Genomic DNA, 13,708 nt, shown 5'->3' with positions numbered 1-13,708 from the left:
CGCTTGTCCGATTCTGCGGGCTGTTTTGCCGTGTTGACTTCGGCTCACCGTCATATACCAGCAAGGAGGACTCATGGACGCCATCGTGTCCACGCCACGCCCGGCCAACGAGCCGGTCGGCACCTTCGCACCGGGCAGCGCCGAACGCGCACGACTGCGGGCGAAACTGACCGAACTCGCCGCGACGCCGACCGAGATCCACCATGTTATCGGCGGCGAGCACCGGCGCACCTCGGGTAAGAGCATCGACGTCGTGCAGCCGCACAATCATGTCGCCGTACTCGGCACCCTCACCACCGCCGAGGCCGGGGATGTCGAGGATGCGATCGCCGCCGCCTCCGCCGCCGCGCCCGGCTGGCGGTCGCTGTCTTTCGAGGATCGCGCCGCGATCTTCCTACGGGCCGCCGATCTGCTGTCCGGCCCGTGGCGCGAAACCATCGCCGCCGCAACCATGCTGGGGCAGTCCAAGACCGCCTACCAGGCCGAGATCGACGCACCGTGCGAACTGGTCGACTTCTGGCGCTTCAATGTTCATTTCGCCCGGCAGATCCTGGCCGACCAGCCGATCTCGACCCCGGGTGTATGGAACAAGGTCGAATACCGCCCGCTGGAGGGCTTCGTCTACGCGATCACCCCGTTCAACTTCACCGCGATCGCGGGCAATCTGCCGACCGCGCCCGCCCTGATGGGCAATACGGTCCTGTGGAAGCCGTCGCCCACCCAGGCGGTGGCCGCGTATTGGACGATGAAACTGCTGGAGGCCGCGGGTCTGCCGCCCGGTGTCATCAATATGGTGCACGGCGCGGGCCCGAAGATCTCCGATGTCGCGCTGACCGATCGACGGCTCGCGGGCATTCACTTCACCGGTTCGACCGCGACCTTCCAGCACCTGTGGCGTTCGGTAGCGATGAATATCGCCGACTACAACACCTATCCGCGCCTGGTCGGTGAGACCGGCGGTAAGGATTTCGTGCTGGCGCACAGCTCGGCGGATCCGGAGGTACTGACCACCGCGCTGATCCGCGGCGCCTTCGACTATCAGGGCCAGAAGTGCTCGGCGGCCTCGCGCGCATTCGTCCCGAAGTCGGTGTGGGCCAAGATGGGCCGGGATCTCATCGATAAGGTCGGTACGCTGAGCTACGGCGATGTCACCGATTTCGCGAACTTCGGCGGCGCGGTCATCGACCAGCGTGCCTTCGATCGCAATGCCGATGCCATCGCCCGCGCCAAGGCCACCTCGGGCTTGACCATCGCGGTGGGTGGACATACGGACGACACCGTCGGATATTTCGTCGACCCGACCATCCTGCTCGGCGACGACCCCACCGACGAGGCATTCAGCACCGAATACTTCGGCCCGATTCTCGCGGTCCACGTCTACGACGATTCCGTCGCCGGATCCTTCGATGCGGCACTCGACCTGGTCGACGGCGGTTCGGCCTACGGCCTGACCGGCGCGATCATCGCCGATGACCGCCATGCCGTGGCCAAGGCGACCGAAAGTCTGCGCTTCACCGCGGGCAACTTCTACATCAACGACAAGCCCACCGGCGCGGTCGTCGGTCAGCAGCCCTTCGGCGGATCCCGCGCGTCGGGCACCAATGACAAGGCAGGCTCGCCGCAGAATCTGTTGCGCTGGACCTCCGCCCGCACCATCAAGGAAACCTTCGTCCCGCCGACCGAGCACACCTATCCGCACCAGGCACCCGAGGAGATCTGATGGCAATTTCCGGTCTGCTTCGCCCAGCCATGCTGGCCGCCTCGCGCTCGCCGCGCATGGAGCGCACCGTCACCCGCATGTCGACCACCAAGAAGCTGGTGGACCGCTTTGTCGCCGGTGAATCCGAGCCGAATGCGGTTGCGGCCGTGGAGAATCTGCTGAGTTCGGGTCGCTATATCACCGTCGACTACCTCGGCGAGGACACCACCGATATCGAGCAGGCACGCAATACGGTAACGCACTATCTGTCGTTGCTGTCGTTACTCACGTTGCTCCGCCAGTCAGGAACCGTTGGGCCGCTGGAGGTTTCGCTCAAGCTCTCGGCGCTCGGCCAATCCCTGCCCGCGGACGGTCACGCGATCGCTCACGAGCACGCGCACCAGATCTGCACTGCCGCAGCGGATGCGGGCGTGCTGGTCACCATCGACGCCGAGGATCACACGACCACCGATTCGACTCTGTCGATCGTGCGGGAGTTGCGTGCCGACTTCCCGTCGCTCGGTACCGTCCTACAGGCCTATCTGCGGCGCACCGAGGCCGACTGCCGAGACTTTTCCGGTCCGGGCTCGCGAATTCGCCTGTGCAAGGGCGCATATCGCGAACCCGCGTCGGTGGCGTATCAGAGCCGGGCCGAGGTCGACCAGTCCTATCTGGACTGTCTGCGGGTGCTGATGAACGGTGACGGCTATCCGATGGTCGCTACCCACGATCCGGCACTCATCGAGGCCGCCGGGGTTTTCGCCACAGCAACTCGGCGCGGCTCCGACGATTTCGAGTTCCAGATGCTCTACGGCATCCGCGACGCCGAACAGCGCCGACTCGTCCGCGAAGAACGGCACGTTCGGGTCTATGTGCCCTACGGCGATCAGTGGTACGGCTACTTCATGCGCCGACTCGCCGAACGCCCGGCCAATGTGGCGTTCTTCCTGCGCTCGCTGCGACCGGGCAGCCAGCGCTGATCCCCAGCTCGGCGGCCTTGTCTGTGCAGTCGGACAAGGCCACCGAAGTTTATTTATCCAACTCGCCGATCACAGGGCGTTTGTGGTCCGATTAGCTGAGTGCTGCTCAGAATGTGATCTGCGTTACTGCCCTGTCGGGTATCGCAGAGGACGAAAGGAAGACCCATGCCCCTCGCGGAGTTGCGCAGCCAGATGTTGCGCCGCAAACCCCTCGAGCAGATCGAGGAGGAGACCGGGCCCGCGGACGAGCAACTGAAGCGGTCACTCGGACTGTGGCAGCTCACGGCGATCGGCGTCGGCGGCATTATCGGCGCGGGCATTTTCGCCCTGGCCGGTTCGGTCGCGCATTCCGTCACCGGCCCGGCGGTGCTCATCTCGTTCCTGATCGCCGGTGTCGCCAGCGCCTGCGCGGCGCTGTGCTACGCGGAATTCGCCGGGATGGTGCCGAAGGCCGGATCCGCCTACACCTACGGCTATGTCTCCCTCGGCGAAATCGCGGGCTGGTTCATCGGCTGGGATCTGCTGCTGGAGTACATCGCGGTGGCGGCGGTGGTCGCGATCGGCGTCTCCGGATACTTCAAATTCCTACTGGGACAAGTCGATATCTCGCTGCCCGATTGGATGATGGGCGCGCACGGCACCGGTGAGGGCCACGTGATCGACGTCTTCGCGGTGCTGTTCTGTCTGGGCACCGCGTGGTTGCTCTCGCGCGGCATCAAGAGCGTCGGCCGCTTCGAGACGGTCGCCGTCGGCATCAAGGTCGCCTTGGTCGTGCTGATCATCGTGCTCGGCGTCTTCCACATCGACAGCTCCAACTACACCCCGTACTTCCCATTCGGCGTGGGCGCGGTATGGACCGGTGCGGCAACGGTCTTCTTCGCCGTCTTCGGCTATGACGCGATGAGTACCGCCGCCGAGGAATCCGTCGACGGCAAGAAGCATCTGCCCAAGGCGATCATCTACTCGCTGGCCATCGCGATGGTGCTGTACGTGCTGGCAACGCTGGTGCTGACCGGGATGCAGAAGTACACCGAGATCAGCCCGACCAGCGGTTTCTCCACCGCATTCGAGTCGGTCGGCATGCCGGGTGTCGCGAATATCATCGCGATCGGCGCGATCGTCGGCATCGTCACCGTGGTGCTCACCTTCATGCTCGGCGTGACCCGCGTGTGGTTCGCGATGAGCCGCGACGGGCTGCTGCCGGAGTGGTTCGCCAAGACGCATCCGGTCCGCAAGGTGCCGACCCGGGTGACCTGGATCGTCGGCATCGGATCCGCGACGATGGCCGGTCTGCTCGATATCACCGTGGTCGCCGAGCTGACGAATATCGGCATTCTGATGGCCTTCATCGTGGTCTCCGTCGCGGTGATGGTGCTGCGCCGCACCCGACCCGATCAGCCGCGCGCGTTCAAATTGCCGCTCATGCCGGTGGTGCCGCTGGTCGGCATCGGCTTCTCGATTTACCTGATCTGGTCGCTGCCGTGGGAGACCTGGCTGCGCTTCGCGGTGTGGCTGGTGATCGGCCTCGCCGTGTACTTCGGGTACTCGCGGATGCATTCCAAGCTGGAGCGCGGTGGGGACGTCTCGCTGGCGAAGTAGGGCGATCGACCGATGCCGCTACGGCATCGGTCGATACAGAAACGGTGTTGGACAGGCATCAATTCAGCGCCATACCCTTCTGACACGTTCGAGCGGAAGTGACCTACCCCACACTTCCGCTCGCACACAGGAGGACTCAATGTGCGAAACCAGCATTTCTGTCGGCATTTTCGGCCATACGAGCGAGACCGATGCCGCATGAATGATCACCGAATTCTCATTACCGGCGCCGGCGGCGGAATCGGCACGCTCATGCGGCCCCGCCTACGGCGCCCCGGTCGCATTCTGCGGCTACTGGATCTGACCGAACTCCCCGCGCCGACGGCACGCGAACGGGTCGAGCTCGTCACCGGATCGCTCACCGATCCGGCCACCATGGCCGCGGCCTGCCGCGATGTGGACGCGATCATCCACCTCGGCGGGATCAGCCGGGAAGACAGCTGGGACAACGTGCTCGCCGTCAATATCGACGGCACGCATACGGTTTTGGAGGCGGCGCGGCAGGCCGGTGTGCCACGGGTCGTACTCGCCTCGAGTAATCATGCCGTGGGATTCCGCGCCGTCGGCGATGACCCGATTCCCGGTGACGCCTCACCCCGGCCCGACACCTATTACGGTGTCAGCAAAGCGGCCGTCGAGGCGCTCGGCAGTCTCTACCACTCCCGATTCGACATGGATGTGATCTGCATCCGGATCGGCTCGTGCTTCGAGCGCCCCCATGATGCGCGCGGGCTGTCGATGTGGTTGTCCCCCGATGATTGCGCGCGACTCTTCGAGGCCTGCCTGGCCGCGGAGCGCCCCGGCTACCGGGTGATCTGGGGCGTCTCCGGCAATACCCGCGCGGTCGCATCTCTGGCCGAGGCCGCAGAACTCGGTTACCACAGCCTGGATGATGCCGAACAGTTCGCCGCCGATATTGCGGCTGTCGGCGATCCCGGTCCGTGGCTTATCGGTGGTCCGTTCGTGGAAACGCCACTCGGCAAACCGAATCCGCTCTGACCGCCACCGAAAACGCATCACCCGATACCAAGACGGAATCGTCTTTCTCCGAACTTCGCACCATCGGCATGTGACGCTGATGGCACTTTGCTCCACCGCGAAAGAAGTGCAGCACAATGCAATTCAAAACAATGACGACGGCGCCGAAATCGGCGCTCGCGTCCAATGTCAAATTTCTCTATTTCTTCGGCGCCCTCGGCGGCATTCTCTTCGGTTACGACCTCGGGGTCATCTCCGGGGTGCTGTTGTTCATCAAGAAGTCCTGGCATCTGTCCTCGGTGACGCAGGGTGTGATCGGTGGCTGCCTGGCCGCCGGTGCGGTGATCGGCGCGGCCATTGCCGGACGGATCACCGATCGGCTGGGGCGACGGCGAACCATCATGTTGGCCGCCGCGGTCTTCGCGGTCGGCGCACTCGGCTGTGCGCTCGCGCCCAATGTGACGGCGCTGGTGATCGCCCGTTTCATCACCGGTATCGCGGTGGGGTGTTCGTCGGCGACGGTGCCCACCTACCTGTCCGAACTAGCCCCGACCAGGGCGCGCGGTGCATTGTCGACGTTGAATCAGCTGATGATCGTCTCGGGCATCCTGATCGCCTACATCGTGGACTGGGCGCTGTCCGGCAGCGGTAACTGGCGCATGATGTTCGCGGTCGCGGCGATTCCCGCTGCGGCGCTACTGGCGGGCATGTCGGTGCTGCCGGAGACGCCGCGCTGGCTGGTCCATGCCGGGCGCGAGGAGGAAGCGCGAGCCGTGCTGGCCGGTACCCATCGCGCCGATGAGATCGAATCCGAGATCAGCAGCATTCGCTCGGTCATTCGATTGGATGAGCAGCAGAAGGGGCGGCTGCGGGATCTGTTGGCACCGTGGGCGCGGCCGGCTTTGGCGGTGGCGCTTATTCTGGCTGTCGGACAACAGTTCTCGGGTGTCAATGCCGTGAATGTGTACGCGCCGACCATGTTCAAGGATCTCGGCTTCGGAAATTCGACATCATTGCTGGCGTCCATTGTGCTCGGTGCGATCAAGGTGGCATTCACGGCCTGGGTGATATTCGTCGTGGACCGTTGGGGCCGAAAGCCTTTGCTGCTGCTCGGCAATGTGTGTATGGCCTCGTCCCTGTTCCTGCTCGGCGCAATAGTGCTCGGCGTGCACAATCACACCATCACCGGCCTCACCACGCTGATTCTGCTCAATATCTATCTCGCGGGTTACGAATTGGGTTGGGGCGCGGTGGTGTGGGTGATGATGGCGGAGATCTTCCCGCTGCGGGTGCGCGGTGTCGGCATGGGCGTCGGCAGTGTGGTGCTGTGGAGTTCGACCTTCGCCATCACCTTCCTGTTCCCGGTGATGAACGATCATCTCGGACTGGGCTATTCCGCCTGGATCTTCGCTGCGGTCAGCGTGGTGATGTTCATGCTGGTGCAGCGGTTCGTGCCGGAGACCAATGGTCGCAGTCTGGAGCAGATCGAGTTGGAGCTGCGGGCGCGGGTCAGCGGCAAATCCGCATGAGCGTGGTTTATGTCTCGAATGCCGACAGTCGCGAAATCTCGGTGCTGCGACTCGACGACGTCGGTGCGCTGACGTTCGTCGAGTCGCAGCCGGTGGACGGCGCGGTGATGCCTTTGGCGATGAGTCCGGACCACCGGTACCTCTACGCATCACTGCGCTCGGCGCCGTTCGCGGTGGCGGTATTCGCCAGAGATCCGGCAACTGGGCGGTTGACACCACTGTCGTCTGCGCCGTTGCCGGACAATATGGCCTTTCTCGCGACGGATCGAAGCGGGCGTTATCTGCTGAGTGCGTCGTATTCCGGTGACAAGATCGCCGTCAATCCGATCGCAGCTGATGGCGGTGTCGGACCGCCGATCGCGGTGGAATCGACACCGCCGCACGCGCATTCGATACTCGCCGATCCGTCGAACCGCTTTCTGTTCGCGGCGTCGCTCGGCGGTGATGTGATTCTGCAGTACCGCTTCGATGCCGAAACCGGGCGGCTCACACCGAATGAGCAGCCCAAGGTCGAGACAGCACCTGGGGCTGGTCCACGTCACCTCGTGTTCCATCCGTCCGGCGCGTTCGCCTTCGTGACGAATGAGCTGGATGGCACGGTGAACAGCTACCGCTTCGAATCCTCCACGGGCACATTGACTTTCATCGCGTCGGCGGCGGTGCGGCCGCCGGAATCCGGTGGGCCACCCTGGACTTCGGAGCTGCGCAGCACACCCGAGGGCCGCTATCTGTATGTGGCCGAACGGACTTCGAGCACGATCACCGGATTTCGCATCGACCATGCAACCGGGCTGCTCGATCCGGTCGGACACACCCCCACCGAGACCCAGCCGCGCGGATTCGCCATCGATCCGAGCGGGCGGTTCCTCGTGGTCGCGGGGCAGAAATCTGCTGCCGTCACCAGCTACGCCATCGATCCCGCGTCCGGCTCGCTCACCCCACGACAGCGGCTCGAGGTCGGCCGCGATCCCAACTGGGTCGAGATCGTCGCCCTCCAATAAATACCTTCAAGGTATCGGTTGATGCCGAATTGGCGTTGGACGAGTATCAGTAGCGAGTCATAGCCTGCGGAGAGCGCAATCTGCGGGCGAGGCGGAATGCACGCCACAACGCAGGAGGAGAACGATGTCGATGCTGTCGCTGGAGCAGGTCCGCGGCTTCGTCACGGTGGCCGAGGAGGGTAATTTCCGGCGGGCGGCCGAACGCCTGCGGATGACGCAGCCGCCGCTCAGCCGCCAGATCCAGAAGCTCGAACGCGATATCGGCGTGGAACTGTTCGACCGCACCCAGCGCCAAGTCCAACTGACCCCGGCCGGGGAGGTCTTCCTGACCGAGGCGCGCCGCCTGCTGGCGCTGGCCGGTGCCGCGCCGGGCACCGCCCGCCTGGTCGCTGCCGGCGGGGCGGGCACGGTGCGGATCGGGTTCACCGCGGCGTCGGGTTTCGGGTTCCTCGGGCGGTTCCTCAATCACATCGAGGCCGGACTCGACCAGGTCGAGATCGTGCTGCGCGAGATGGTGAGTTCCGACCAGTTCGAGAACCTGCGCAGCGGCAGCCTCGATCTGGCGCTGGCCCGCCCGCCGTTCGACCGCACCGAATTCGATTCGCGGCTGGTGCATTCCGAAGGTTTGATTCTGGCCGTGCCGGAACAGCACAAACTGGCCGGAGACGGTCCGATCGCGATCGAGGAACTGGGCGGCGAAACTCTGCTGGTGTATGCGCCGGGCCCGGCTCGCTATTTCGCCGATCTGGTCTCCGGCATCCTCGCCGCCGTGCCCTACACCGCCACCCATGAACTCACCCAGGTGCACACCATGCTCGCGCTGGTGGCCGCCGGACGCGGCCTGGCCCTGGTGCCGGAAACCTCCACCCACCTGCATCCCGACGGCGTGCGGTTCCGCCCGCTCATCGGCGTCGAGGATCCCGTTGTCCTGCACGCGATCTGGCGGCGCGACTGCGCCAATCCGGCGCTGCACCGAGTCATCGAACTGCTCGATTCGCTGCCGCCCGCTCCATGAGAGGAACCACATGTCCCATCTGTCCGCCGACGAGCTGGGCCCGGCACTTGGCCGCGGGCTACTGTCCTTCCCTGTCACGCATTTCGATGCGGAGCTGGCCTTCGACGAGGCCGCCTACCGCAAACACATTGCCTGGCTGTCGCAATACGAGGTGGCCGGTCTGTTCGCCGCGGGTGGTACGGGTGAGGGTTTCTCGCTGACGCCACCCGAAATCGATCAGGTGGTGCGCGCCGCGGTCGCCGAGACCGGTGGCCGGATCCCCGTTGTCGCGCCGGCCACCGCGGGCACTGCCGCGGCGATCGACCAGGCCCGCTCTGCCGAAGCCGCTGGGGCCGAAGGCATTCTGCTCATGCCGCCGTATCTCACCGAAGCCGGACCGGACGGGCTGGTCGAACATGTCGCAGCCATCTGCGCCGCCACCTCGCTCGGTGTCATCTTCTACAGCCGCGCCAACGCGACATGCAATGACGTGACCTTGGCCAAGATGGTTGAGCGCTGCCCGAATCTGGTCGGGTTCAAGGACGGTGTCGGCAATATCGAGACGATGACGCGCATCTATGCCCGGCTCGGCGACCGGCTCACCTATATCGGCGGGCTGCCGACGGCGGAGACCTTCGCCCTCCCCTATGCCGAAATGGGTGTCACCACATACTCTTCCGCGATCTTCAACTTCGTGCCGGAGTTCGCGCTCGACTTCTACCGAGCGGTGCGGGCCCGTGACCGCGATGAGGTCTACCGGCGGTTGCGCGACTTCGTCATCCCCTATCTCGATATTCGTGACCGCGCTCCCGGTTATGCGGTGTCGATCGTCAAGGCCGGACTGACCGCCATCGGTCATCCGGCCGGGCCGGTGCGGCCGCCCCTGACCGATCTGACCGCGTACGAGCTCGCCGAACTGACCGCACTGGTCGCCACGATCGCATGAACAGCCACAACATTCGGGAGGATTTCATGGACACCGACCTCGACGAACTCGAGCGGATCATCGCCGCCGCGACCGACGCCGCAGGCCGCCTCGCCGACACCACACCCGCCGAACGCGCACAGTGGCTCACCCGGATCGCCGACGCCCTCGATGCCGCCGCCGATGAACTCGTACCGCTCGCCGCGACTGAGACCAATCTGCCCGAAACACCGCGCCTGCGTGGCGAATTGACCCGCACCACCTTCCAGTTGCGACTGTTCGCCGAAGTGCTCGCCGATGGCGAATTCCTCGCCGCCACCGTGGATCACGCCGATCCGAGCTGGCCGATGGGACCGCGACCCGATATCCGGCGCAGCCTCGTACCGATCGGCCCCACACTAGTTTTCGCCGCGAGCAACTTCCCGTTCGCGTTCAGCGTCGCGGGCGGCGATACCGCCTCGGCACTGGCCGCAGGCTGTCCCGTTGTCCTCAAAGCACATCCGGGGCACCCACGGCTATCCGAACGGACCGGCGCGATCGTGCGCGAAGCACTGACAGCGGGCGGGGCACCGGAAGGCACCTTCGCGGTCATCCACGGCGTCGATGCGGGCACTACCGCGCTGCGCCATCCGGATATCGCCGCCGCATCGTTCACCGGTTCCCTTTCGGGTGGCCGGGCGCTGTTCGATATCGCATCGTCACGACCGCGTCCGATCCCGTTCTACGGCGAACTCGGCAGCGTCAATCCGGTAGTGGTACTGCCCGGTGCGATTCGCGCGCGCGGACAACAGATCGTCGAGGGATTCGTCGGATCGTTCACCCTCGGTGCCGGACAGTTCTGCACCAAACCCGGTGTGCTGCTGCTGCCGTCGGAGCACGGACTCACCGACGCGCTGACCACCGCGGCCGCGGCCGTGCCACCACGGCCGCTACTCAACGAGCACATCGCCAACGGCTTCCGATCGCGCGTCACCACCCTGCGCGAAAGTTCCGCAGTCACTGCCATTTCGGCACCCGTCGATCTGCTCGTGCCGACCTTGCTGAGCGTGCGCGCCACCGATTTCCTGTCAGGCGGTGCGGCCCTGCAGGCGGAATGCTTCGGCCCGGCGGCGCTGGTCGTCGAATATGCGAATCTCGTCGAGTTGCAACAGGTTCTGCACGAACTCGAGCCCGGACTCACTGCCACGATCGTTGCGCAGGACTCCGAGATCGACGATGTGCGCCCCCTCCTGCCCGCCCTCACCGCACTCGCGGGCCGACTGCTGTGGAACGACTGGCCCACCGGCGTCACCGTCAGCTGGGCCCAACAGCACGGCGGCCCATATCCGGCCACCACTGCCCCGACAACCACGTCGGTGGGCACCGCCGCCATCGCCCGCTTCCTGCGGCCGATCGCCTGGCAGGGCTTCCCGGACGAACTGCTCCCACCCGCCCTGCGCGAGGCCAACCCGTGGCGGCTGCCGCGCCGCGTCGACGGAAAGCGAGACTGATATGTCCCCCGTTATCACCGATGTTCGACTGACCCCGATCCTCATCGCCGACGCTCCCCTGCTCAATGTCGGTGGCGTGCACCAGCCCTATACGCCGCGCCTGATCGTCGAGATCGAAACCGACAGCGGTGCTTGCGGTCTCGGCGAAACCTATGGCGACCGCGTCTACCTCGATCGCGCGGCCGACCTGGCCCCACAGTTGATCGGTATGCCGGTCGCCGCGGTCAACGCCATCCGCCTGCTCGGCGCGAACACCACCGGGGAGGTGCTGATCGACAACCCGATCGCGGGCGGACTGCGCGGCACCCTCACCACCGACAAGGTGCGACTCAGCGTGATATCGGCCTTCGAATCCGCCGCACTCGACGCCCACGGTCGCGAACTCGGCCTACCTGTGCACGCCTTGCTCGGCGGCAAGGTCCGCGACCGGGTCGACTATTCCGGCTACCTGTTCTACAAGTGGGCCGACCATCCGTTCCCCGACGCACCGACCGACGACTGGGGCGAGGTCATCGATCCCGACGGCGTCGTCCGTCTGGCCGAGAAGTTCGCCGCCCATGGCGGATTCCGCTCGTTCAAACTCAAGGGTGGCGTATTCCCGCCCGAGGAGGAAGTCGCCGCGATCGAGGCATTGGCCAAGGCATTTCCGGATCATCCGCTGCGGCTGGATCCCAACGGCGGTTGGTCGCTGAGCAGCGCAACGACTGTCGCCGAACAACTTTCGGGCGTCGTCGAATACCTGGAAGACCCGACCGCCCGCCGCGAGGATATGGCGGAAGTGCATCGCCGCACCGGAATGCCGTTGGCCACCAATATGATCGTCACCTCGATCGAGGAGGTGCGGACCGCCTTCGATCTCGATGCCGTCCAGATCGTGCTGTCCGACCATCACTTCTGGGGCGGGCTGTTCGCCACCCGCGACCTGGCCGCCGTCTGCCACGCCTACGGCAAAGGCGTCTCGATGCACTCCAATACTCACCTCGGAATCAGCCTCGCGGCAATGACCCACGTGGCCGCCACCGTCCCCGAATTGACCTACGCCTGCGACACCCATTACCCATGGCAGCCCGAGGATGTGATCGCCGAACCAATTGTCTTCGAAGGGGGCGCCGTCACCGTCCCCGACGCACCCGGCCTGGGCATCCAACTCGATACGGACGCACTCGAGCGCCTCCATCATCGCTGGAAAGCCTTGCCGCAGTGGCACAATCGCGATGACATCGCGGGCATGCGCCTGGTCGATCCGGCGTACCAGCCGCCGACCTCACCCAAATACTGAGGGATCGGTCCAGGCGACCGCGCGTAGCGGAAACGAGCCCATCCCACACACCGGCGCCGGGAGTGCGACCAGCCTGGCACCGGTGTCGGGGACCGCGTCCAGGTTTGTCAGCTGCTCGATGATCGGGATTCCCGCCCCGAGCAGCGTGTGGTGGCACGGCCGCGTCGGCAGAGACGTGTCGTCGATATCGAGCGAGTCGATGCCGACCAGTGCCACATTGGCGGCGACCAGCGCATCGGCGACCTCGCCGACCAAGAACGGATGCCCGGGGCCCCGGTACGCCGACGAACCCCACCGAGCCGACCATCCGGTGTGCACGAGCACCGCCTTGCCCCATAGCCGGGCAGGGTCGCCGAGCACATCCGGTCCGACTACGCGGCTTCCCGTCGCGCGGATGATCACGATCGGCACGTTGAACAGCCGTTCCAGCGGCAGCTCGGCGATATCGGCGCCGTCGGCATGGAAGTGGAAGGGCGCGTCGATATATGTCCCCGCATTGCCGACGGTATCCACGCGCGCGATTTCGTAGGTCATATCGATCAGCGCCGACCGGTCACGTGCAATGTGTGTGGTGACTCGCGGTCCAGGCAGGCCGGGATAGGTGAGCATGCCGTCCGAGATCGGATGAGACAGCTCGACTATCGCCTTGCTCATGCTAGAAACCGTACCCGCAGATCACGCGCGCAGCCCACGCTCCAATATCGCCCACGCCTGCCGGGATGTGGCCTGCCTGGATTTCGGGTCCGTCTTCGCCAGCACGGCCGCCAGCATCGCTACCGCTAATACGACGTCCATTGCCGTGACATCGGCGCGAAGATCGCCGCGCTGGCGCGGGTCGTCGAGTTTCTGGGCGATGAGGCCGAGTAGCCGCCATGCTGCGCCGAGCAACTGCTCGTCCTCGGTGTTCGACGGATAGATCATGGCGATGAAGGCCGCGGACGCATTCAGCTGATCGACGATGAGGGCCAGCACATCCCCGACCGTGGTCGCCGGGTCGGCGGCAAGCACTTCCAACTCGACGATATTCTCCTCGAATACCGCCAGCGCCATGCTCTCCCTGGTCGGAAAATGCCGGTACAGCACACCCTGTCCGACACCTGCCGCGCGCGCGATCAAACTCAGCGGTGCGTCGAATCCGTTCTCCGCGAATACAGTTCGAGCCGCCCGAATCAGAGCCGCCCGGTTTCCAGCCGCTGCTTTTGGCCCCAGGTTCGGTCGGCGCGACGCTGTCATC

At 65.2% G+C, this 13,708-nt stretch carries 12 protein-coding genes; 10 read left to right on the top strand and 2 right to left on the bottom strand.

From position 1 onward, the window contains the following. The first annotated feature begins 73 nt into the window (after positions 1-73). The 10 genes from pruA (at position 74) to ACZ60G_RS20780 (ending at position 12,474) form a co-directional block, all read left to right on the top strand. Positions 74-1,720 carry an L-glutamate gamma-semialdehyde dehydrogenase gene (gene pruA, locus ACZ60G_RS20825; protein WP_465811684.1) on the top strand — a complete coding sequence of 549 codons (1,647 nt, stop codon included), beginning with the start codon at positions 74-76 and terminating at the stop codon, positions 1,718-1,720. Continuing rightward, complete coding sequence (locus tag ACZ60G_RS20820; protein ID WP_465811683.1) at positions 1,720-2,679, top strand: proline dehydrogenase family protein; 960 nt, start codon at positions 1,720-1,722, stop codon at positions 2,677-2,679. The genes pruA and ACZ60G_RS20820 overlap by 1 nt, the downstream gene beginning before the upstream one ends. Before the next feature lie 165 nt (positions 2,680-2,844). Next, positions 2,845-4,278 (top strand): amino acid permease, encoded by a 1,434-nt coding sequence (locus ACZ60G_RS20815; RefSeq protein WP_465811682.1) that lies wholly within the window; start codon positions 2,845-2,847, stop codon positions 4,276-4,278. 198 nt (positions 4,279-4,476) lie between these two features. Then, positions 4,477-5,277, top strand: coding sequence for an NAD-dependent epimerase/dehydratase family protein (locus tag ACZ60G_RS20810; RefSeq protein ID WP_465811681.1), 801 nt, complete (start codon positions 4,477-4,479; stop codon positions 5,275-5,277). Positions 5,278-5,393: 116 nt separating this feature from the next. Next, on the top strand, positions 5,394-6,785 hold the full coding sequence (locus tag ACZ60G_RS20805) for a sugar porter family MFS transporter (protein ID WP_465811680.1): 1,392 nt from the start codon (positions 5,394-5,396) through the stop codon (positions 6,783-6,785). Next, complete coding sequence (locus ACZ60G_RS20800; protein WP_465811679.1) at positions 6,782-7,786, top strand: lactonase family protein; 1,005 nt, start codon at positions 6,782-6,784, stop codon at positions 7,784-7,786. Before ACZ60G_RS20805 ends, ACZ60G_RS20800 begins: the two co-directional genes overlap by 4 nt. A gap of 124 nt (positions 7,787-7,910) precedes the next feature. Next, on the top strand, positions 7,911-8,801 hold the full coding sequence (locus tag ACZ60G_RS20795) for a LysR family transcriptional regulator (RefSeq protein WP_465811678.1): 891 nt from the start codon (positions 7,911-7,913) through the stop codon (positions 8,799-8,801). Between the two features lie 10 nt (positions 8,802-8,811). Next, positions 8,812-9,726, top strand: coding sequence for a 5-dehydro-4-deoxyglucarate dehydratase (kdgD, locus tag ACZ60G_RS20790; RefSeq protein WP_465811677.1), 915 nt, complete (start codon positions 8,812-8,814; stop codon positions 9,724-9,726). A gap of 26 nt (positions 9,727-9,752) precedes the next feature. Further along, a complete protein-coding gene (locus ACZ60G_RS20785) occupies positions 9,753-11,195 on the top strand; it encodes an aldehyde dehydrogenase (NADP(+)) (RefSeq protein ID WP_465811676.1) in 1,443 nt (480 codons plus the stop codon). Position 11,196: 1 nt separating this feature from the next. Further along, a complete protein-coding gene (locus ACZ60G_RS20780) occupies positions 11,197-12,474 on the top strand; it encodes a glucarate dehydratase family protein (RefSeq protein ID WP_465811675.1) in 1,278 nt (425 codons plus the stop codon). Here ACZ60G_RS20780 and ACZ60G_RS20775 read toward each other — a convergent pair. Beyond that, positions 12,460-13,128 carry a cyclase family protein gene (locus tag ACZ60G_RS20775; protein ID WP_465811674.1) on the bottom strand — a complete coding sequence of 223 codons (669 nt, stop codon included), beginning with the start codon at positions 13,126-13,128 and terminating at the stop codon, positions 12,460-12,462. The genes ACZ60G_RS20780 and ACZ60G_RS20775 overlap by 15 nt on opposite strands. Before the next feature lie 21 nt (positions 13,129-13,149). Then, positions 13,150-13,707, bottom strand: a complete 558-nt coding sequence (locus tag ACZ60G_RS20770; protein WP_465811673.1) for a TetR family transcriptional regulator — start codon at positions 13,705-13,707, stop codon at positions 13,150-13,152. Position 13,708: the final 1 nt, after the last annotated feature.

The sequence above is a fragment of the Nocardia sp. NPDC102475 genome, from assembly GCF_055584605.1.
This window is presented reverse-complemented; position numbering and strand designations above follow the sequence as displayed.